This is a genomic window from Mycobacterium gordonae, from assembly GCF_002101675.1.
In the GTDB taxonomy this organism is placed as follows: Bacteria; Actinomycetota; Actinomycetes; order Mycobacteriales; family Mycobacteriaceae; genus Mycobacterium; species Mycobacterium gordonae.
The window spans coordinates 51,316-72,632 of the sequence record NZ_LQOY01000072.1 but is presented as its reverse complement, the minus strand read 5'-3'; the positions used below and the strand labels follow the sequence as shown (position 1 = coordinate 72,632).

Genomic DNA, 21,317 nt, shown 5'->3' with positions numbered 1-21,317 from the left:
GGCCCCGCTTACCTATGCTGAGCGAGTGCCCAACAAATATCGCGTCGTGCAGTGGACGACCGGAAATGTCGGTAAGAGCTCCGTGCAGTCGATCGTGGCCAATCCCCAGTTCGATCTCATCGGGTGTTACGCGTGGTCGCCGGACAAGGCCGGCCGTGACGCCGGCGAGTTGGCGGGCATCGACCCCGTCGGGGTGGCCGCCACCAACGATGTCCAGGCGTTGCTGGCCCTGAAACCCGACTGCGTGGTCTACAACCCGATGTGGATCGATGTCGACGAACTGGTCCGCATCCTGTCCGCGGGGGTGAACGTGGTGACGACGGCGTCATTCATCACCGGACACAACCTGGGCGACGGCCGCGACCGCATCCTGGCGGCCTGCCAGGAGGGCGGCTCGACGATGTTCGGCTCCGGCGTCAGCCCCGGCTTCGCCGAGTTGCTGGCCATCGTGTCGGCGATGGTGTGCAACCGCGTCGACAAGGTCACCGTCAACGAGGCAGCCGACACCACGTTCTACGACTCGCCGGACACCGAGCGCCCCGTGGGCTTCGGTCAGCCGATCGATCATCCCGAGCTGGCGCAGATGGCCGAGAAGGGCACCGCGATTTTCGGCGAAGCGGTCCGGCTGGTCGCCGACGCACTCGGCGTGGACCTCGACGAGATTCGGTGTGTTCCCGAATTCGCCGAAACCACAGCCGATCTCGAGATGGCGTCGTGGACCATACCGGCGGGTTGCGTGGCCGGGGTCTACATCAGCTGGCAGGGCATCGTCGCGGGCCGCACCGTGATCGACCTCAACGTGCGGTGGCGTAAGGGACAGACTCTTGAACCCGACTGGAAGATCGACCAGGACGGCTGGGTGATTCAGGTCGACGGGCAGCCGACGGTCACCACGAAGGTCGGCTTCCTGCCGCCCCCATACTTTCAGGCCACGACGCTGGCGGAGTTCATGGCACTCGGGCACATCATGACGGCGATGCCCGCGATCAACGCCATCCCGGCCGTGGTGGCGGCGGCCCCCGGCATCGTCACCTACACCGACCTCCCGCTGACCCTGCCCCGAGGCAACGTGCCGACCGGCTGAGCATGAAGCGGCCGCTCAGCGGGTATCCCACCGCCATGGCTACCAATAACCGATTGAGCAACTCAGCCAAGTATTGGGGCGGCCGGGCCAAGGAGACCCTGGGCCGGCTCTCCGGTAACCGGCGCACCCAGTACGAAGGCAAGCTGGACCAGGCGAAGGCGAACGCCAAGGACGCCGGGCTGGATGTCAGAAACGCCTTCCGGCGCCGCCGGGCGCGGTACTGACCGGGGTTTGCGGACCCGCCACATCCGGGTACATCCCTGCAGTCAGCCAATAAGCGAAGAAGGAGCCGCATTCGTATGAGCGCCGAAGACAAGATCAAGAACAAGATCGACGACATGGGTGGCAAGGCGAAAGAGGGCCTCGGCCGGGCGACCGGCGACCGGAGCACCGAGAACGAGGGCCGTTTCGACCAGGCCAAGTCGAGCCTGAAGGACGCCGGCGAAAAGGTGAAGGACGCCTTCAAGAAGTAGCGCTGGACCGAAAGGCGTTGCACGACAAGATCATAAAGCTGCCCCGCGCGGTTCGGCCGAATCCGCGTGGGGCAGCTTCACGATTGAGACACCGATTTATGGCTATCCCTAGTTCATGATGGGTCCGAAACGCGCGCTGGCTGCTGCCGGAGCAACGGCAGCGATCAGCACTTCCCTCCTGGCCGGCGGCCCGGTGCCGACAGCGGCCGCCGCACCATGTCCCGATGTCGAGGTGGTATTCGCCCGCGGCAGCGGTGAACCCCCCGGCGTCGGCGGTGTCGGACAGTCGTTCGTCGACTCGCTGCGTCCGGCCCTCGGCACGAAATCCCTTGGTGTCTATGCCGTGAACTACCCCGCCAGCACCGACTTCGGCAGTAGCGACTTCCCCCTGACCGTGATCGACGGGATTCGCGACGCGGGGTCGCACGTCCAGTCGATGGCCTCGACCTGCCCCAACACCAAAGAGGTGCTGGGCGGTTACTCACAGGGCGCCGCGGTGGCGGGCTACGTCACCTCGGCCGCCGTGCCGGCGGGCGTGCCCGCCGCGGCGGTTCCCCAGCCGCTGGCGCCGGAGATCGCGAATCACGTTGCCGCAGTTGCGCTGTTCGGAACGCCGTCACCGCAGTTCCTCAGCCAGTACAACGCGCCGCAGATCGCCATCGGCCCGCTGTATCGGCCCAAGACCATCGAGTTGTGTGCCGACGGCGACACCATCTGCAACGGCGGTGGCACCACCCCCACCTTCGCGCACACCACTTATCCGGTGAACGGGATGACCGGACAGGCAGCCGACTTCGCCGCGGGCCGGCTCTAACCCCCGACGCACCGACGGCTGATCGGGCATTGGAGAATCGCAGCATGCGCGTTCTGGTAACCGGTGGCACCGGGTTTGTAGGCGGGTGGACGGCCAAGGCCATCGCCGATGCGGGACATTCCGTCCGTTTCCTGGTGCGAACACCGGCAAAGCTGAAGACATCGGTGGGCGCGCTCGGCGTCGACGTATCCGACTACGTGGCCGGCGACATCAAAGACCGCGCATCGGTGCGCGAGGCCCTCACCGGGTGCGACGCCGTCGTACACAGCGCCGCACTGGTGGCCACCGATCCGCGTCAGACTCCCGAGATGCTCAGCACCAACATGCATGGCGCCGGCAACGTTCTGGGCCAAGCGGTGCAGATGGGCCTCGACCCGATCATCCACGTGTCGAGTTTCACCGCGCTGTTCCACCCCAACCTGGACACCCTGACGGCCGACCTGCCGGTGGTCGGCGGCACCGACGGCTATGGGACCTCCAAGGCGCAGGTGGAGATCTATGCCCGCGGTCTGCAGGACGCCGGCGCGCCCGTGACCATCACCTATCCGGGAATGGTGCTCGGGCCACCGGTAGGGGACCAGTTCGGTGAGGCCGGCGAGGGTGTCAAGGCGGCCCTGCAGATGCACGCGATCCCCGGGCGCAGCGCGGCCTGGCTGATCGTCGACGCCCGCGATCTCGCGGCGCTGCATGTGGCGCTGCTGGAACCGGGGCGCGGGCCACGACGGTATATGGCAGGCGGGCACCGGGTGCCGGTGACCGAACTCGCCAAGATGCTCGGCCAGGTCGCGGACACCCCGATGGTGGCCGTTCCGATTCCGGACAGCTTCCTGCGGGTGGCCGGCACGGTGCTGGATCTCGCGGGACCGTACCTGCCTTTCGACAATCCCCTGACCGCGGCGGGTATGCAGTACTACACGCAGATGCCGAAGTCCGACGATTCACCGAGCGAGCAGGAACTGGGCGTCAACTACCGGGACGCGCGAGAGACGGTGGCCGACACCGTCGCGGCGTTCCGCCGAATCGATGCGCCTAGGGCGTGAGCAGGATTTTCACCTGCTCGCCGCAGCGCGAACCGGCAATCGCGTAGCCCTCGGCGGCTTCGTCCAACGGCAGGCCGGTGGTGAAGATGCCATCGACGTCGAGGCGCCCTGATGTGAGCAACGGAATCAGTTCCGGCCAGGTGCGCTGTACCGGCGCGGTGGTGAATCGCAGGGTGATGCTGCGTAACAGGCAGGGCAACGCGGGCAGCGGAAACGGCTGCAGGCCATGCAATCCGACCACCGAGACGGTGCCCGCGGTCCGGACCGCGTTGAGCGCGTCGGTCATCGACGCGTCGGTGCCGACGGCGTCGATGACCGCGTCCGCGCCGCGACCCCCGGTGGCGTCGATGATGGACTCGGCCGCCGGCGACGGGATCGGCGTGGCACCCCAGGCGGCGGCGCGTTCCCGGCGCCCCGTGACCCGATCGACAGCGAAAACGGTTGCCGCGCCTTGGGCTAACGCGCTACGCAACGCGCACAGTCCAACCGCTCCGAGGCCGATCACCGCGACCGTGCCACCGAATGGAATGTCGGCCCGTCGAGCCGCGGCCCATCCGGTGGCGAGATTGTCGGTGAGCAGCACGGCCTGCTCGGTCGAGATTTCCGGGGGGATCTTGAGCAGCTGGAAGTCGGCGGCGGGTACGGCAAGCAGGTCTGCTTGCGCGCCGCCGAGCACGCCGGAACCGAAGATCTGCAAGCCCGCCGAGCAGGTGACCGGGTCGCGGGTGGCGCAGCCGGGGCAGGCGCCGCAGCCGGCCACCGACGACACCATCACCCGGTCGCCGACCCGGACGGTGCGGACGTGCGGGCCGGCCTCGACGACGGTGCCGATCGCCTCATGGCCGAGGGCCACCGACCCGGGTACCGGGATCTCGCCTTCGTAGAAGTGCAGATCGGATCCGCAGATGCCGGCCGCGGTGACCGCAACGATCGCGCCGTCGGGTCCGGGAAGGGCCGGATCGGGCCGGGTTTCGACCCGGATCCTGTGCGGCCCGTCGACGATTACCGCGCGCATGTCAGACGGGGATGGAGCTGTCGAGCTGATTGGCGATCTGCACCACCTCGGCCACCGCATCCGCCGTCGCCGTCAATTGCTCGTCGGTGTGTTCGCTGGTGATGAAGAACCGCAGCCGTTCCTGTCCTGGCTGCACGGCCGGCGCCGTCACCGGTCCGACGTAGATGCCGCGTTGCAGCAGCAGCGCAGAGGCGAATACGACCCTGGCCACACTGGGAATCAGCACGGGACAAATCGGCGTGTTCTGCGATATGCCGAGGTCGATATCTCGGTCTCGCAGCGCGGAGGTGAACAGTTTGGTGTTGCGCCACAACCGTTGCACCCGTTCGGGCTCGCTGTCCAGCACTTCCAGAGCGGTGAGCGCGGCCGCCGCTGCGGTGGGCGGGAACCCGACGGTCAGCAGCATCGCGGGAGCGGTGCTCAGTGCTTCGATCAAATTCGCGTTGCCGGCGATGAAGCCGCCGCAACTGCCCAGCGCCTTGGACAGACTGCCCATCCAGATGTCGACAGCGTCACCTGGCAGACCGAAGTGCTCACGCACGCCATGTCCGTGCGCACCGAGAACACCGATGGAGTGAGCCTCGTCAACCATTACGCCGCAATCGAATTCGCGGGCCACGGCCGCAACCTGTGGAAGCGGCCCGATGTCTCCGTCCATGCTGTAGAGACCTTCGATGACCACCAGCACCCGCTTGAAACGGTCCCTTGACGCGCGCAGGACGGCCCGCAAGGAATCCGGATCGTTGTGCCGGAACGTCATGACGCGCGCGCCGGCCCACCGCGCACCGGCAACGACGCTGGCATGGATGAGCGAGTCGCACACGGCCGCGTCGCCCTCACCCAGCAGGTAGCCGAGAACCCCAGCGTTGGTGAGGAATCCACTGGTGGCGATGATGGCCGCATCGACGTCGTAGATCTGGGCGAGCCGTCGTTCGAGGCGGGGATACAAGGCGGTCTCGCCCGAGGTGATGCGGCTGTTGGACGCGGAGGCACCGTACTGCGCCACCGCATCCTGCACGGCGCGAACCACTTTCGGATGGTGGGCCAGGCCCAGATAGTTATAGCCGGCGAAGTTGGTCAGCTCCCGGTCCGGCCCTTCGATCACGGCGGTGTTGTAGCCTTTCCTTTCCAGGTACAGCGGGCTGGGCATTCCGGTCAGTTCCCAGATCGCGCGCCTGCGGGCGTTCAGTTCGCAGGCCGACACCACCCCCGGATGGTCGGAAAACTTCTGCCGGACAATCGGTTTCGCACCGGTCGCGCTCGTCGGAGCCACCGGACGCAGCGGCGGTGCCAGCTGGTCACCGTTGCCACCTCCGGCGAGCAACTTGCTCGCCATCTCCCGCATTGCTGCTTCGTCACTCCGGGTTCCGATCATTTCTTTGCTCCTGACACGATGGTCTCCGCCAGCGCAGCACCGGCTTTGCGCAGGTTGTAGCTGGGTCCCAGCATCAGCGTGTTCAGCGACACGCCGATCGCTTCGCCGGTGCGGGCGCTGAATTCGACGGCCATCAGCGAATTCAGCCCGAGTTCCATAACGGGCACGTCGATGTCGATGGACTCCTTCGAGACCCCCATGACGGTGGCGAGTTGCTCTGCGAGCAGGTACCCGAGCACCGCGCCCCGCTCGTCCTCGTCGAGTGCGATCAGGCCGGCACGCAGCCGGTCCTGAGCGGAGTTCGACTCGGCGGCCGTCGAGATCACCGCGGAGGTGCGCAGCAGGTGGCGGAAGTGGCCGAAGACGGTGTCCAGCTGAGACCAGTTGATCGAGATGACCGATCCCTGCCGGACCCCTAGCCGTAGCGCCTGCTCCAAATATATTGGGCCATCGTCCATCTCGATCGGGTCGACACCACAGGCGATCATGTGCCGGGCCAGATTCTCGTCGCTGGCCATGCCGCCGGCGGCACCGGACATGTGGCCCCAGCCGATGCAGGTCGCCGGCTGGCCCTGGTGCGCGATCGAATCGGTGAGCGCCTGCACGGCCAGATTGGCCGCGGCGTAGCTGTACTGTCCAAGCAGACCCAGCATGGTGCCGGCCGACGAATAGAACACGAATTGGTCCAGGGTGATGCCCGCGGCATTCACGGCCGCCCACAGCGCGCGGCCGCCGTTGACTTTGACGTCGTAAACCCGCTTGAGGTCGACGAGGTCCATGTCGGCGATGCGCTGATCGGCGATGGCTCCGGCGGCGTGGAAGATACCGCGCAGCCGGTGGCCGCCGGCACTGCAGCCATCGACCAGCGCCGCCACCGCGGCGGTGTCGGTCATGTCGACCAACTCCTCGCGCACCTCGATGCCGGCGGTGCGCCACTGGGCGATCTGCTTACGCGCCAAGTCCGTGGTGGCACCGCTTCTGCTGGCCAGGGTGAGGTGCCGGGCGCCACGCCGGACCAGCCACCGGCCGGTGGCCAGTCCGAAGCCACCATGCCCGCCGGTGATCAGGTAGGAGCCCTCGGGATCGGTGACGACTTCGTGCCAGCCCGGTTTCACCGGTGGTGTGTTGTCGATGAGGCGAAGCGCCACCCGGCTGGTCCGGCTGGAGCGGAACACTTCCTCGCAGGCCCGGCCGATGTCGGCCGCGTCGAACACGTCCACGGGCAGTGGCTGGTAGATGCCGGTGGCGAACTTGTCGTAGATCTCCGCTTCCAACTTCAGGCAGGCTTGCGGGTCCCAGGCCATGAATCGATCCATGTCGATCTGGAAGTAGCTGAGGTTCTTGTCCAGCACCGCCATGTCCAGCGTGCTGTTGCCATAAATGTCGGCCTTGCCGACCTCGACGATGCGGCCGAACTCGACAACGGCGTTGAAATTGTGGCGAAGGATCTCACCCGGCGCGCTGCTGATGATCACGTCGACACCACGGCCGTCGGTCAGTTGATGCACGTCGTCGACGAAGTTCAGTGACCGGGAGTCGATCATGTAATCGGCGCCCGAGCCCAGCGCGAACGAACGGCGCTCGTTGCTGCTCGCCGTGCCGATCACCTCTGCGCCGCAGAGCTTTGCGATCTGGATCGCGGCCTGCCCGACACCGCCGGCGGCGCCGTGGATCAGCACGGTCTCACCCGGGCGCAACCGGGCCAGTTCCAGCAGCGCGTATTCGGCGGTGATGAAGGCGGTCATGCTGGTGCAGAACTCCGGGCGGAACCGGCCATCGCCGGGATCCGGCAGTTTGATGCACAGCGCCGCGTCGGCGATCTGATAGCGGACGAGCATGCCCTGGCTGGCGGTGGTGACGACGTCACCGACACCGAAGCGGTCCACCCCGGGCCCGATGCGGGTCACCACCCCGACACCCTCCATGCCCAGTTCGGTGCCGAAATGCGTGCCCTCCAGTTCTCGTTTTCCGAGCAGTCCGACCACCTTGATGGCGTCTTTGTAGTTCAGGCCGACGACCTGCATCCGCAGCTCGACTTCGCCGGGCCCCGGCTCTGGCCGCGGGCAGCGCCGCCAGCCGAGATCGGACAGAATCCTGGACTTGGGCACGTCGACGGCGAAGTTGGCTTCCGGGTCGGTGAGCTGTTCGCCCTGTGCCATCGTTTCCAGCCGCTGCGGCAGTGTCCGCGCCACGACGTTGGCCCATCGCGTCCCACTGCGCAGCACGATCTCGTCGGTCTGGTCTGCGGAGAACGCTCCCGGGACCGCGAGTTCGGACATCAGCTGACCGAGTTCGGTATCCGGCGCCACGTCGATCAACCGCCACCGAAGCCGGGACTGCTCGGCAACCAGCGAACGCCGCGCTCCGGCCAGGCCGGCGTGACTCACGTCGGGCACGGAAACATCGTTGGGATGCGAAAAGGCTTGTTCGGTAACGAGACTCGCGTAGAACGTGTCGTCGCCGAGCGCCTCGATCCCCTCAGCCTGGTCACCGCTGTGGCCCTGGACGAACTTCTCGGTGGTGACGGCGATCTGCTTCAGCAGCCATAGTGCGGCACTGTCGTCGGCGATGTGGCCCGCGACGACACAGACGTGTACCCGGGGACGTTCCTCCGACGCCGCACCGAGCAGGCGCGTCAGCTCGGTATCGAGGTCGGCCGGGTCGCTGCAGTGGTAGAGGGCGGCATGCGGCAGAGCGTCGGCCAGTTGTCGGGCTCGTGGGCTGGGCTGGTCACCGACCGCGAGGACCAGCGTCGCGGTGTGCTCCGGTGCGGGCAGCGTCGCGGTGTCCAGCTCGTCGCAGAGCTCCCACACCTCTTCGTAGAAGAGCGGATCAAGACGGTCGATCGGCTCCTGCCCGGGTGTGATGGAACCGAATCGCACGCCCGAAAGCTCCGCGCAGGCAAGGTGTTGCGCGTCGAGAATCACGATGTCGGCGCGCAGTGGATCGCTGGGGTGCAGGCTGGTGAGCACCTCGACACGGTCGGGGAAGGGACCGAACACCCGTACCGCGTCGACTCCGATCGGGACGATGGTTCCCAGCGTGCGGCCGACGGATTGGTCGATGAGCGGCGAGACGGTGTGCAACGCGGCGTCGATGACGCCGGGATGCGCGAGGTGCCTGGTCGTCTCGTCCGAATGTGCGTCCACGGTGGCGACGGCCTGGCTGGCGTTGGCTCGCAGTGAGGTGACCCGGCGGAAGTTGGGACCGTAGGTCATGCCGTTGCTGGTCAGCGCGGCATACAGGTCGGCGGGGTCTATCTCGGTCAGGTCGCCGGCAGCGGTGTCGTGATGCTTGGTGGGCAGGTACTTGCCGTCGACCAGCCGGCCGGTGGCGTGCGTTGTCCAGGTCCTGCCGGTCGCGGCGCGCGAGCGGATGGTGAACCGGCGACTGGTCTCGTCGAGTTCGGTGCGCAGGACGGCGCCGTCGGCGGGATCGAAGAAGAGCGGGGCCGCGAAGCGAATGTCCTCGGCGATCGCCGAACTCAGGCCGCTGCGTTCGGCGGCCGCGCTCAGCGCGGCATCCACGTACGCCATCCCGGGCAGCAGGCACGCGCCATTGACCACGTGGTCGGGAAGCCAAGGCAACACCTGCGCGCTGAGTTGCAGTTCCCACGCCGACGGATGGTCGAGGTCCGGGTCGCCCAGCATCGAGTAGTTGTCCGGGGTCCCGTACTTCATCTGCGCGAATTCGGGCGACTCGTCGCGCAGCCGCTGACGCTGCCAGGGATACCGGGGGAGCTCGAAATGCGGACCGACTCGCGTGCACAGGTCGGTGCCGTCCAGCGCGCCGGCGGTGTACAACTCGGCCAGTGTCTTGCGGATGCTGTCGGCATCGCGCTGACCGCGGTGCAGGGTCGGGATGGCGGTGCCGGGCTCATGGGTTTTCAGCAGCAGCTCGCGGATGTTGCCCGAGAGCGCCGGGTGCGGGCCGATCTCCAGGAACGTGCGATGCCCTGCGCCCATGAGCGCCTTGATGGCGTCCGCGAAGCGCACCGGCTGACGCACGTTGGCGCACCAGTAGTCGGCGTCCAGCGGGCCGGTGACCGCTTCCGCGGTGACCGTCGAGTAGAGCCGGGCGTTAGGCTGTTGCGGCGCAAGGACATTGAGCTCTGATTGCAGCTCGGCGAGAATCGGATCCATCCGGAAACTGTGATACGGCACTTCCACCCGCAGCAGGCGATTGAAAACGCCTCGCTCGGTGAGGACTTGGCCAAGGGCTTCGAGCTCGCTCACCACGCCGGCCACCGTCACCGACGACGGGCCGTTGATGGCCGCGACATCGATATGCATGTCCTCGCCGAGCAGCGGTTGCAGCTCGCTGTAGGGCAGCCCGACCGCGAGCATGCCGCCGGTTCCGGCCGTCGTCGCCTGCAGCCGGGCACGGTGGTAGGTCACCAGCAGGGCGTCGTGCAGTGACAGCGCGCCCGACAGGTAAGCGGCCGGCACCTCGCCCATGCTGTGCCCCACCAGAGCGCTGGGTGTGATTCCGAATTGGGCGAGTTCGCGGGTAAGTGCCACTTGGAGAAGGAAAGTGGCTGGCTGTGCGATCGCGGTCGAGGTGATGCGGGACTCTGCTTCGGGACGCAACAGCTCCTCGATGATGGACCAGTCGGCAATCTGGCGGAACGCGTCGTCGATGTGAGCGGCTTCGGCGGCGAAGATTCCTCCCGCATTGAGCAGGTCGCGGCCCATCGCCCACCATTGCGTGCCCATTCCGGAGAACACGAACACCAGCCCCGCGGCGTTGTCCACCACCGAGCCCACCGGGGCACCGCCGGAGGAGATCTGGCGCAGGCCCTCGGTCAGCTGCGTCAGGTCAGAGAACGGCACCGCGCTCCGATGACGTTGGTGCGCACGCCGATTCCACGCGGCCTCGATGAGACCGCCTGGATCAGCGCCTGATTCGAGCAGGTCGGCATAGTTGCCGGCGAGCGCGCGGGTAGCGGCCTCGCTGCGCGCCGACAGCGGAAAGATCCCGGCATGGTGACGGGTCGAGCGGCCGCCAGGCGTCGTCGCCGCCGCGGGCGCGTCCAGTTCGGCGAGGATGGCGTGCGCGTTGGTGCCGCCGTATCCGAAACCGTTGATGGCAACGGCCATCCGCTCGACGTCAACGGCCTCTGGTTCGGTCTGGACCGACAACCGCAGCTCGTCGAAGTCGATGTCGGGGTTTGGATCGTCGAACCAGCCTTGCGGCGGCAGGGTGCGGTGGTAGATGGCCAGCGCGCCCTTGATCACGCCGGCGATGCCCGAAGCCGCCTCGGTGTGTCCGAGGGTGGCCTTCAGCGACCCGACCGGAAGCGGCATCTCGCGGCCTTCGACGCGGCCGTACACGCGTCCCAGCGCACCCAGCTCGATCGGATCGCCGACCGGTGTTCCGGTACCGTGCGCCTCCACATAGGTCACTTCTCCCGGGGCGAGACCCGACCGGGCGCACACCGAACGCGCCAGCGCCTCTTGCGCATCGCCGTTCGGGACGGTGATGGCGCTGGTGCGGCCGTCCTGATTGCTTCCGGTCGCCGCGACGACCGCGTAGACGCGGTCGCCGTCGCGCAGGGCGTCCTCCAACTTGCGCAACACCACCATCCCGGCGCCCTCGCCGCGGCCGTAGCCGTCGGCACGGGCCGAGAAGGGCTTGCTGCGGCCGTCGGCCGCCAGGAAGCCGCCCTTGCACATCGACACGAACGTCTCCGGCTGCAGCATCAGGTTGACGCCTCCCGCCAGGGCCATGTCGCAGTCGCCGTTGGTGATGGCCTGACAGGCCAGGTGAAACGCGACCAGCGACGACGAGCAGGCGGTATCGATCGTCAGGGCAGGTCCCATCAGGTTGAGTGCGTAGGCCAGCCGGTTGGAGAGCATGGTGAAAGAGGCTGCGGTCGACGTGTTCATGTCGATATGAGCCAGCGCCGAAGCGGCCATGGTGGTCACCGAGAAGTCGACATTGAATGCTCCGACGTAGACCCCCACCGGCTGGCCCGACAGCCGGCCGGCGACGCCCGCATCGTCGGCCGCCTCCCAGGCGACCTCCATGATCAGGCGCTGCTGCGGGTCCATGCTGGTTGCTTCGCGTGGGGAGATACCGAAGAACTCGGGGTCGAACTGCCAGGGATCGCAGTCCAGGAAAGCGCCGCGCTTGGTGTACATCTTTCCGGCGGCGGCCTTGTCCGGGTCATAGAAGCGTCGGTAGTCCCAGCGGTCGGCCGGTATGTCGACGATCGCACCGTCGTCCTTCTTATTGACAAATTCCCAGAACGACTGGGGTGAATCAATACCACCGGCATAGCGGCATCCGATTCCGACGATCGCGATTCGGCTCACGGTAACTCCTAATGCTGAAAGATTTTTGACAAGAAGGGTCGATAAAGCGACAGATTTGAAAATGCGGACGCGCGGGCTAATAGACGTATTTGCGCGGTACTTTTCGGCGCCCAATCGGAGCATCCGGCCTCAACGGCCGGGAATCGCGATGGGTCTTATCCGAAGGAAAGGTGGGGCGGGACCAGAGCGCTGATCTCCCGCCGCGTTGAATGGGTCCAGACCCGTATTCACAGAGCCGTCACGGTGCGCCTCCTCCTTGTTCGCCGAGCGCGCGTTGTGTCATACCAGGATTGACCGGTCTCCAGCACTGGCTCAGTCGCGAGGAGCTGGCAGCGGCGGGCAGACCGTTGAAAGATGCAGTGTGCAATTGTTATTAAAGGCAAGTGTAGACCTGGTTGCGCTTGTCGTCAACCCTGGTTGACACATCGAATCGGTGCGGCGCTGACCGGCCCTGCATACCAATGTCGTTGCCGCACCATGGTTTTGAGAGGCTCGATCGGCAGTTACTGGTTGCGGTCTCAGTTGGCCGCGAACCGCAGACCTTCGCCGGCCACCCGGCCGCGCCGGATCACCCCGAGGTCTCGCAAATAACTGTGGTTCACCCGCCACGGGCTGCGTGAGCCCTGCTTCGGCATCCAATCCAGCACTCGCAGCACATAACCCGGCGAGAAGTCCTCGATGAACGGGCGCTCGTCGACATCGGCCCCCGGATGCTCCGCGGTCACCCGGTCAAGGCCGTTGGCGTCCATGTGTTTGAGCAATCGGCAGGCGAACTCCGACACCAAGTCGGCCTTCAAGGTCCAGGAAGCGTTCGTGTAGCCGAAGATGAAGACCATATTCGGCACCCCGGTGAGCATCGAGCCTTTGTAGACCATGGTCCGGCTGAGGTCCACGGGCCGGCCGTCGACGCTCACCGATGTGCCGCCGAAGAGCTGCAGGTTCAGTCCGGTAGCAGTCACGATGATGTCTGCGGGCAGCTCTCGCCCGGACTCCAGCAGGATCCCGGTCGCGGTGAAGCGCCTGATGGTGTCGGTCACCACCTCGGTCCGGCCCTGGCGGATGGTGCGGAAGAGGTCCCCGTTGGGCGCGACGCACAGTCGCTGGTCCCACGGGTTGTACTGCGGCACAAAGTGTTTGTCGACGTCGTAACCGTCGGGGAGCTGGCGGCGGGCCTGGCCGATCAAGCGTGCTCGCATGCGGTGGGGCCAGCGCCGGCAGGCCCAGTAGAAGGCCGCCTTGCGCACGATGTTCTTCCAGCGCACGACGGCGTAGGCCACGGTCGGCGGCAGCCAACGATTCAGTCGTTCGGCGAGGATGTCGCGGTCCGGTTCGGCCATGACGTAGGTCGGCGAGCGTTGCAGCATCGTCACGTGTCCGGCACCCGAATCAGCCAGTGCTGGAACCAGAGTGACAGCGGTGGATCCACTGCCGATCACCACCACCTGCTTGCCGGCGTAATCGACTGTGGCCGGCCAGAACTGAGGATGAATGATCGGGCCCCGGAAAGCCTCCGAACCGGCAAAGCGGGGCGAGTAGCCCTCCTCGTAGTAGTAATAACCACTGCACAGGACCAGGAATGAGCAGGACAACGTCACGCAGGAGGCGATCCTGCTTTCCTCGCCGCCCCGCTCCACCCGCACGATCCAGCGGTTCTCCGCACTCCTCCAGTCCGCCTTGATGACCTTGTGGTTCAACCGGACGTGCGCATCGATGCCGGCCTGGGCCGCGGTGCCCCGCAGGTAGTCGAGGATGGGGCCGCCCTTCGCGATGGCGGGACCGGTCCACGGGCGGAAGCGAAAGCCCAACGTGTACATATCGGTGTCGGCGCGGACGCCCGGATAGCGGAACAGATCCCACGTTCCGCCCAGCTGGTCCCGTTTCTCCAGAATGGCGTAACTCTTGCTCGGACAGAGGTTTTGCAGGTGCCACGCGGCGCTGATGCCGGAAATGCCCGCACCCACCACAATTACGTCCAGGTGCTCCATTGGTGCATGCTATCAACGCGCGGTGGTTCCAATAGCTGCCGAAAGGCTGCCGAATTCCTGAGTAATTGTTGACGGGCTGCCGTCTGATTCGCGGATTACTTTATCTTCGGCTAATGCTGCACCGGTTCGCGATCCTGGCCATCACTGCGCCGCGGCGCACCCTCGTAATCGTCGCCCTGGTGATGATCGGTGCGGGCATATTCGGCATTCCGGTGGTCGATCACCTGTCCGCCCGGGGATTCGACGATCCGAATTCCGAGTCGACGCGGGCCGGCACGCTGTTGACCGAGAAGTTCAAGCAGACCGACCAGCAACTGATTCTCACGGTGACCGCGCCGCAGGGAGTCGCCAGCCCAACGGCGCGCGCCGTAGCCGGTGCCATCGCCGACGAGCTTCGCGCGTCACCGCACGTGCTCAGTGTGGCCTCGGCGTGGACTCAGCCGGATGCGGGCCACGGCGGAATGGTCAGCGGTGACGGCAGGACCGGCCTGATCGTCGCCAACCTGGCGGGTGGGGAGAACCTGGCCCAGAAGTACGCGAAGGAGCTGTCCGATCCGGTGATCGGCGACCGGGACGGCGTCATCGTTCGAGCCGGCGGCGGAGCGATGATCTACGCCCAGGTCAACGATCGAACCGTCAGCGACCTGCTGCGGATGGAATTGATCGCTGTTCCGCTGAGCTTCGCCGTGCTGGTCTGGGTCTTCGGCGGGTTGCTCGCCGCGGTCGTGCCGGTTGCCGTCGGCGTGTTCGCGATTCTCGGCTCGCTGTCGGTGCTGCGTCTGATCACCTACGCCACCGATGTCTCCATCTACGCGCTGAACCTCACCATGGCGATGGGCCTGGCATTGGCGATCGACTACAGCTTGCTGATCATCAGCCGCTACCGCGAGGAACTGGCGGCAGGTGCCGGCCGCGAAGAGGCGGTCATCCGCACGGTGTCGACCGCCGGCCGCACCGTGCTGTTCTCCTCGATCACGGTGGCCCTGTCGATGGCCGCATTGGCGCTGTTCCCGATGTATTACCTGAGATCGTTCGCCTACGCCGGAATCGCCACGGTGGCGTTCGCGGCGGCCAGCGCGATCATCGCCGCGCCGGCGGCGATCGTCCTGCTGGGCGACCGGTTGAATGCGCTGAACCTACGCCGACTGTTTCGGCGCCCTGAACCCGGGCAGCGTCGGGTCGAGCGGTTGTTCTGGTACCGCTCGAGCAAGCTCGTCCTGCGGTATCGGGTGCCGATCGGACTCGGCGCGGTGGCACTGTTGCTGTTGCTCGGCGCGCCCTTCTCGCACGCCCGATGGGGATACCCCGATGACCGCGTGCTGCCGCCGTCGGCCTCGTCCCGTGCGGTCGGTGACGCATTGCGCAGCGGCTTCTCCGACGACAACGCCAAGTCCATTCAAGTCGTCATCCCCGACGCGGCCGGCCTGACCCCGGAGCAGCTCGGTCAATATGCCGCCGCGCTGTCAAGGGTCGATGGCGTGTTGGACGTCTCGGCACCGCCGGGCACCTACACCCATGGCCGCAGTGTCGGTGCGCCCGTTGCGCCAACCGGGATCTCCGGCGGCAGCGCATTTCTCACCGTCAACACCAAAGCGCCGCTGTACTCCCGCATCTCGGACGCTCAGCTAGAGGCGCTGCACGAAGTCACTTCACCGCAGGGACGCACCGTCGAGTTCGGCGGGCTGGCCGAGACCAACCGCGACAGCGTCGCCGCGATCCGGGCACGAATACCGTGGGTGCTGACTTTCATTGGGGCAGTGACCTTCACGCTGTTGTTTCTACTCACGGGCAGTGTCCTGCTGCCACTGAAGGCCATCGTTCTCAACTGCTTGTCGCTGACCGCCGTTTTCGGTTCACTGGTCTGGGTCTTCCAGGACGGACATGTCGGCGGCCTGGGTACGACCTCGACCGGAACGCTGGTCGCCAACCTTGCCGTCCTGCTGTTCTGCATCGCGTTCGGGTTGTCGATGGACTATGAAGTCTTCCTGATGGCGAGGATTCGCGAGTATTGGTGCCAGTTGCAGCAGGACGGTTCGGCGGTGACGCCGCGCGCCGCCAACGACGAGAGCGTCACACTCGGGCTCGCCCACACCGGACGGGTGATCACCGCCGCCGCAATGATCATGGCGATCAGCTTCGCGGCACTGACCACTGCGGAGGTCTCGTTTATGCGGATGTTCGGGCTTGGGCTCACGATAGCGGTACTCGTCGATGCCACCCTGGTGCGCATGGTCCTGGTACCCGCGTTCATGTATGTCATGGGCGAGTGGAACTGGTGGGCGCCAAAGCCGTTGGTGCGGCTGCACGAACGCATCGGGCTCACCGAAGTCGTGCACCGACGGACCGCTGGTCGGCACCGCCGGCAGCGGCGCCCGGCCGGACAGCTAGGGGCGCCCGCGGCTCGGAGTCTGCCCAGCGACGCCGTGACGTAGCGGGGTGTTGGGTTCGGCGGCCGTCGACTCGTGAACGGTCGAGCCGTGCGCGGTGCCCTGAACCTCGGGAGCATTCTGCGGGTCGCCGCCCGAAGGCGCTGCGCCGCCGCGCAATTCCTCCAAGCGGGACTGCAGCACCTGGAGTACCGGTGTGCGGCGGCCGTGCGCCTCCTCGTGATCGATCAGCGTGCGCAGTTGCGGCTCTTCGAGCATGCGAACCCGGTGCCGCAGATCGCCAAGACCAAGCTGGTCGTAATCCGTCAGTGGCAATTCGCCGGATGCTGACATTCGCTTCTCCTTCAAGGATGTGGTCTCAGGTTTGGTTGCTCAACCAACGGCCTCTTGGTGGGCGGGCAGCAGTCCCGAGGAGCCGACGTATGGCAGGAAATCGGCCAGCGCAGACCAGGAGTCGGTGATGGCGCTGGCTCCAGCCTCGACCAGTTCCCTGCTGCGTGCAGCCCGCTCGTCCGGCGCCACGAACATCAGATTCCCGACCGTCACAAAGCCCGCCGCGACCGCCGACAGCACCCCGGGGACCGAGTCCTCAATGGCCAGCCCACGGGCGGGGGCGACGCCCAGCACTTCACCGCTCAGCAGATACACCGCAGGGTCCGGCTTGCTGGTCGGGACCGGCAGCGAGTCCTCCGCGCTGAACCGCACCGCCGCCGGGATGAGCGAGTCCAATCCGGTGGCGGTGAAACACGCGTTGAGCCGCACCGCGGCGCTGGAGCTGACCGCCGCCAAATCGTAGCGGCAGGCCAGGAAATTGAGTGGCCCGCGCACGCGGTCGTCAGGATTCAGGGTCACCGAGAGATGCGCGGTGACATGGTCGCGTTCCTGCTGCACCCATTGCTCGAGCTCGAACGCGCTCAGAGCACGCCCGGTCGCCACGTCCTCACCGGATGCGATTCTCGCGTGCGGACGCCCGCGGGCCAGTTCCTCGTCGACGGGCACCCCTGCCTGCACGGCCAGGTCGGTCGCGGTCGAGCGGAAGTTCTTGCCAGTGGTCGCTTTCCGGAGCTCGTCGGCCGTGTAGCGGGCCGCCACCCCAAACCTCGCCAAGAACCGATTGGTCACCTCGACGGAGGCTTCGAAGGCCGGTTCCTCAGACGGAAACAGGTTCCCGTCCGCGTCGCAGAGCAGCGTGCTGATGCGGGCCGGCTCGAAGTGCCGGAACACCGTCAAACGTTCCTGGGTCATCGCTGCACCAGCTCCCGGTAATCGCCACGAAGGTGACGCCGCAGGGTCGTCGCGACACCGCGGGTTTCGATGCTGCGGATCAGCGCGCTGAGACCGCTTGCGACGTCAGGCATCAGACGTAGGTCGCCGAACAGCTCATGTTGCAGGAGCGGGCCCGGGTTCCTTCTGCTCATGGTTGCCAGGGCGGTCAGCAACTCGGCCTGTGGATCCTCGATGTGAAGGGGGGATCCGCCGAGGTCGTACCCGCGAAGGTAGCGGATCCACGCGGCCAGTCCCGTCATCAGCAGCGTGTGAGGCCGGCCACTGCGCACCGCCTCTGCCAGAGAGGGCAGGAAATATGTCGGCATTTTCACCGACCCGCGCGCGGCCAGCCGGGACAGCTGGTCACTGATGCGGGGGTTGGTCAACCGCTCCAACACCGTTGTGCAGTAATCGTCGATGTCCAGACCGGGTACCGCGGGAAGCAGGGGCGCGATTTCCTCTCGCATCAGTTGCTCTACATAGCCGTAGATCACCGGATCGCCCATCGCTTCGTCGGCGCGACGGTAGCCGGCCAGTGTACCTAGATACCCTAGAGCGCAATGTGTTCCGTTCAGCAGCCGAGCTTTGACGAGCTTGTGACCGGCCACGTCGGTGACGAACTCGACACCGACCTCCTCGAGTGGTGGGCGGCCGTTGCCGAACGCGTCCTCGAGAATCCACTGGGAGAACTGCTCTGTCATTACCGGCGCCTGGTCGGCGATGCCGTACCGGTCCAGCACCAATTTCCGCTCTTCGTCACCGGTTTTGGGTGTGATGCGGTCGACCATGCCGGACGGGAACTGCACATTGCGGTCGATCCATTGCGCGAGTGACTCGTCGCGCCGCGCGGCGAAAGAGACCAGGGCGGTGCGCGTGGCCCCGCCGTTGTCTGGAATGTTGTCGCACGACAGTACCGTGAACGGTGCAGAACCGTTGCGACGGCGGCGTTTCAGGGCCTCCGTGAGGTATGCCCAGGCGCTGCCGTGGCTGCCTGCCGCGCCGAGATCATCATCGGTGTGGTAGCCGTTCGCCGTGATCGTCATGCTGACGATCGCGGTTCGCTCGTCGGTCAGGGCGGCCAGCACCGTCTCGCGTTCTTCCGCCGCGTAGTGGCAGTGCCGGATCGAGCCGACGATCCGCGCGGTGTCACGGTCGCCGTCGCGCTGCACGACGGTGTACAAGCCATCCTGATCAGACAGCAGGTCCGACGTCCGCCGAGACCTCAAGTTCACCCCAGTGATGCCCCACTGCGACGAAATCCCCAGCCTGGCAAGGTCGTCGAAATAGACCGCCTGGTGTGCCCGATGAAAGTTGCCCACCCCGATGTGGACGATGGCCGGGGTCAGAGCCGACCGGTCATAGCTGGGCACATCGACTGCGTCGCAGTGTAATTGGAGCGTGGATGCGTTAAGCGGCACGGCGACGCCCTGCCGTAAGCGGAATACGTTGACCACGGCGCTTCCTTTGCGGTAAAGAGCATTTCAGGAAAGCGCAACTGTTAGACGCTTGCAGCCCGAGATACCCGGCGACAGCGGCCTCAAACAACCGCGGCGTAGACCGGTGCAAGCAAACGGTGTAACGAAGGCCACAACGCCGGACTGGCGGCCAACACATCACCCGTGGCGGGCCAGTGTCCGGCCGTCTCCCCATCCAGGTCGCCCACCACTCCGCCGGCTTCGGCAACCAGCAGCAGACCCGCGGCGCCATCCCAGGACTGCAGACCGGGAACCCATGCGGCGTCTGCGCGGCCGGTGGCGACCTGAGCCAGCGCACTGGCCGCGCTACCGCCACGCCGGACGTCACGAGTGTGTGGCACCAACACGTCGATCACGGCACCGGCGAGGTGGCGCTGGTTGTCGGCGCCGAAGTTCACCTCGATCAGGGCGGTATCCAACGAATCCCGCACCGGCATCGCCAGTCGCCGTCCCTGCGACCAGGCGCCTCCGCCGTCGCAGGCCGTGGTCATCCGGCCCACCGTGGGCTCGGCCACCGCCGCGGCGAGGACACGACGGTCCGCCCTGCGCAGCGCGGCCACGCTGACCGCCCAGTCGCTCCGGCCGTACAGGTAGTTGGTCGTGCCGTCGATCGGATCGATCGTCCACAGCACGTCGGTGGCGCCGTCTTTGCCACCGTGCTCTTCCCCCAGCACGCCGTCGTCCGGGCGCAGCCCGGACAACACCGCGACGATGGCATCCTCGCTTTCCCGGTCTGCCCGAGAGACCAGATCGCGGGGGCCGGTCTTCTCCTCGATCCGAAGCTGGTGTGCATTCTCCCGCCAATGCATGGCAACACGCGCACCGGCTTCCGCCGCATGCCGTGCCACCGCCATCAGTTCGGCGGCTGCGATATCGCCCACTGTTGCCTTTCTGCGCTGCGCGGGCCGCGACTCCGCACGGCTTGCCAAGTGGCTGTCCCCAGAGCGAGCCGCCCGACCCGCTCGCCAAGCTGACCCGCCCATGCCCCAACAGGGCTGCCCCGGTCCAGCTTTCGGATGGTCCTAGTGGTGAAGAACAGGTAGGCGCTCATCAACAGCAGCCAGGGCAGGGCCGCTGCCACGGGACGCGGAGCCGACGCCACGGCCATTGCGCCGATTATCACCGATCCCATTGCCAACAGCGTGATCTCGCGGCGCGCCGTCCACACCAGAGCCACCGCCGCTACCCCACCCAACAGCGCGATGATGATCCCTTGGCGAACGGGACAGGCACCACTCAGCAGCCGTCCGGTCAGGGCCGCGGCCGCGCCGGCGGCGATGATCGCGGAATTCCAGGGCGCGCCGAAAGGCGTGCGGCCCCGCAGTGGAGCCCACTCGTCAACCTTCGAGCCGCACGTTCCCGGCGGCAGCCAGCGCACCAGCGTCAACAGATGTTCGCGCGCCTGACCGGCGCCCGCCTTCCAGGTCAGCCTCCCGTCGAGAACGGTGGCGAAGGCCAGCGCCTCGATCGACCATCTGGACGTGACAAAGGCTATGCCGTAACACCACAACGCGATTGCGGCGGCAATGGCGACCGCCGGGCGGGTGGTCAGGTCGACGGCCAAGGCCACCCCCAACATGCCGCGCACGACGTAGCCGCCACCGACGACCAACCACAACGCGAGAACACCGGGCCGCACCCGCTCAGGTATCGCGTCACTCTTCCCGGTGCTGGTGGACCGCAGCACCTCATAGACGACGGCCACGCCGAATATGCCGGACACCGCAAAGGCCAAGGGAGCAAACAGATTCAGCCCGGGCAGCAGCACTATCAGCAGTGCGGTCACCAACAGCTTGGCCACCGCGGCCGCGCCACTTGCCGCGACGCGCGCGCGTGCCTTGTCGATCGGCCCCGGCAACCGGCCGCGTTGGTGCGACGCCGGATGGTGCTGATCGGCCACGAATCCTCGGACATCGTTCCACTGGTAGCGCGCCGGGTAAACCAGGAGTTCTACCGCCGCCAGCACCACCAGCGCGCGCAGCAACGAGTCTCCGGTGATCTGGCCGGTGGCAAGCACGGCAAGGAGATACGTCACCGGCCCCAGCCATCCCTTGACCAGGTCCTTGGGTCGGGGCATCAACAGATA

At 66.5% G+C, this 21,317-nt stretch carries 15 protein-coding genes; 6 read left to right on the top strand and 9 right to left on the bottom strand.

Features of this window, described 5'->3' with window-relative positions:
• Positions 1–25 precede the first annotated feature (25 nt).
• The 5 genes from AWC08_RS11800 to AWC08_RS11780 all read left to right on the top strand — a co-directional run bounded on the left by AWC08_RS11800 (position 26) and on the right by AWC08_RS11780 (position 3,411).
• Entirely contained in the window at positions 26–1,084 is a 1,059-nt protein-coding gene (locus AWC08_RS11800) for an NAD(P)H-dependent amine dehydrogenase family protein (RefSeq protein ID WP_069432940.1), read from the top strand.
• Between the two features lie 53 nt (positions 1,085–1,137).
• A complete protein-coding gene (locus tag AWC08_RS11795; protein ID WP_159459987.1) occupies positions 1,138–1,308 on the top strand; it encodes a CsbD family protein in 171 nt (56 codons plus the stop codon).
• 75 nt (positions 1,309–1,383) lie between these two features.
• Entirely contained in the window at positions 1,384–1,557 is a 174-nt protein-coding gene (locus AWC08_RS11790; protein WP_065132310.1) for a CsbD family protein, read from the top strand.
• A 118-nt stretch (positions 1,558–1,675) separates the two neighbouring features.
• Positions 1,676–2,371: a cutinase family protein gene (locus AWC08_RS11785; protein WP_142283537.1), complete on the top strand. Its 696-nt coding sequence runs from the start codon at positions 1,676–1,678 to the stop codon at positions 2,369–2,371.
• Between the two features lie 44 nt (positions 2,372–2,415).
• A complete protein-coding gene (locus tag AWC08_RS11780; protein WP_069432939.1) occupies positions 2,416–3,411 on the top strand; it encodes an NAD-dependent epimerase/dehydratase family protein in 996 nt (331 codons plus the stop codon).
• Here the strand turns inward: AWC08_RS11780 and AWC08_RS11775 are convergent.
• The 4 genes from AWC08_RS11775 to AWC08_RS11760 form a co-directional block, all read right to left on the bottom strand.
• The gene (locus tag AWC08_RS11775) at positions 3,401–4,426 is read right to left on the bottom strand and encodes an alcohol dehydrogenase family protein (RefSeq protein WP_065135073.1); all 1,026 of its coding nucleotides are present in this window, start codon (positions 4,424–4,426) and stop codon (positions 3,401–3,403) included. The genes AWC08_RS11780 and AWC08_RS11775 overlap by 11 nt on opposite strands.
• A 1-nt stretch (position 4,427) precedes the next feature.
• Positions 4,428–5,801 (bottom strand): aminotransferase class I/II-fold pyridoxal phosphate-dependent enzyme, encoded by a 1,374-nt coding sequence (locus AWC08_RS11770; protein WP_069432938.1) that lies wholly within the window; start codon positions 5,799–5,801, stop codon positions 4,428–4,430.
• Positions 5,798–12,118, bottom strand: a complete 6,321-nt coding sequence (locus AWC08_RS11765) for a type I polyketide synthase (RefSeq protein WP_069432937.1) — start codon at positions 12,116–12,118, stop codon at positions 5,798–5,800. Before AWC08_RS11765 ends, AWC08_RS11770 begins: the two co-directional genes overlap by 4 nt.
• 518 nt (positions 12,119–12,636) lie before the next feature.
• Complete coding sequence (locus tag AWC08_RS11760; protein WP_069432936.1) at positions 12,637–14,103, bottom strand: flavin-containing monooxygenase; 1,467 nt, start codon at positions 14,101–14,103, stop codon at positions 12,637–12,639.
• A gap of 113 nt (positions 14,104–14,216) precedes the next feature.
• Here AWC08_RS11760 and AWC08_RS11755 point away from each other — a divergent pair, with 113 nt between their 5' ends.
• Positions 14,217–16,535, top strand: a complete 2,319-nt coding sequence (locus AWC08_RS11755) for an MMPL family transporter (RefSeq protein WP_069432935.1) — start codon at positions 14,217–14,219, stop codon at positions 16,533–16,535.
• Here the strand turns inward: AWC08_RS11755 and AWC08_RS11750 are convergent.
• The 5 genes from AWC08_RS11750 to AWC08_RS36440 form a co-directional block, all read right to left on the bottom strand.
• Positions 16,488–16,823, bottom strand: coding sequence for a DUF8129 domain-containing protein (locus tag AWC08_RS11750; RefSeq protein ID WP_083271032.1), 336 nt, complete (start codon positions 16,821–16,823; stop codon positions 16,488–16,490). The two genes, AWC08_RS11755 and AWC08_RS11750, sit on opposite strands and share 48 nt — an antisense overlap.
• Before the next feature lie 39 nt (positions 16,824–16,862).
• Positions 16,863–17,735 carry an HAD family hydrolase gene (locus tag AWC08_RS11745; protein WP_065135079.1) on the bottom strand — a complete coding sequence of 291 codons (873 nt, stop codon included), beginning with the start codon at positions 17,733–17,735 and terminating at the stop codon, positions 16,863–16,865.
• Positions 17,732–19,210, bottom strand: a complete 1,479-nt coding sequence (locus tag AWC08_RS11740) for a mannitol dehydrogenase family protein (RefSeq protein WP_085087816.1) — start codon at positions 19,208–19,210, stop codon at positions 17,732–17,734. Before AWC08_RS11740 ends, AWC08_RS11745 begins: the two co-directional genes overlap by 4 nt.
• Before the next feature lie 83 nt (positions 19,211–19,293).
• Entirely contained in the window at positions 19,294–20,112 is an 819-nt protein-coding gene (locus AWC08_RS11735; protein ID WP_159459986.1) for an inositol monophosphatase family protein, read from the bottom strand.
• A complete protein-coding gene (locus AWC08_RS36440; protein ID WP_159459985.1) occupies positions 20,085–21,308 on the bottom strand; it encodes a hypothetical protein in 1,224 nt (407 codons plus the stop codon). Before AWC08_RS36440 ends, AWC08_RS11735 begins: the two co-directional genes overlap by 28 nt.
• Positions 21,309–21,317: the final 9 nt, after the last annotated feature.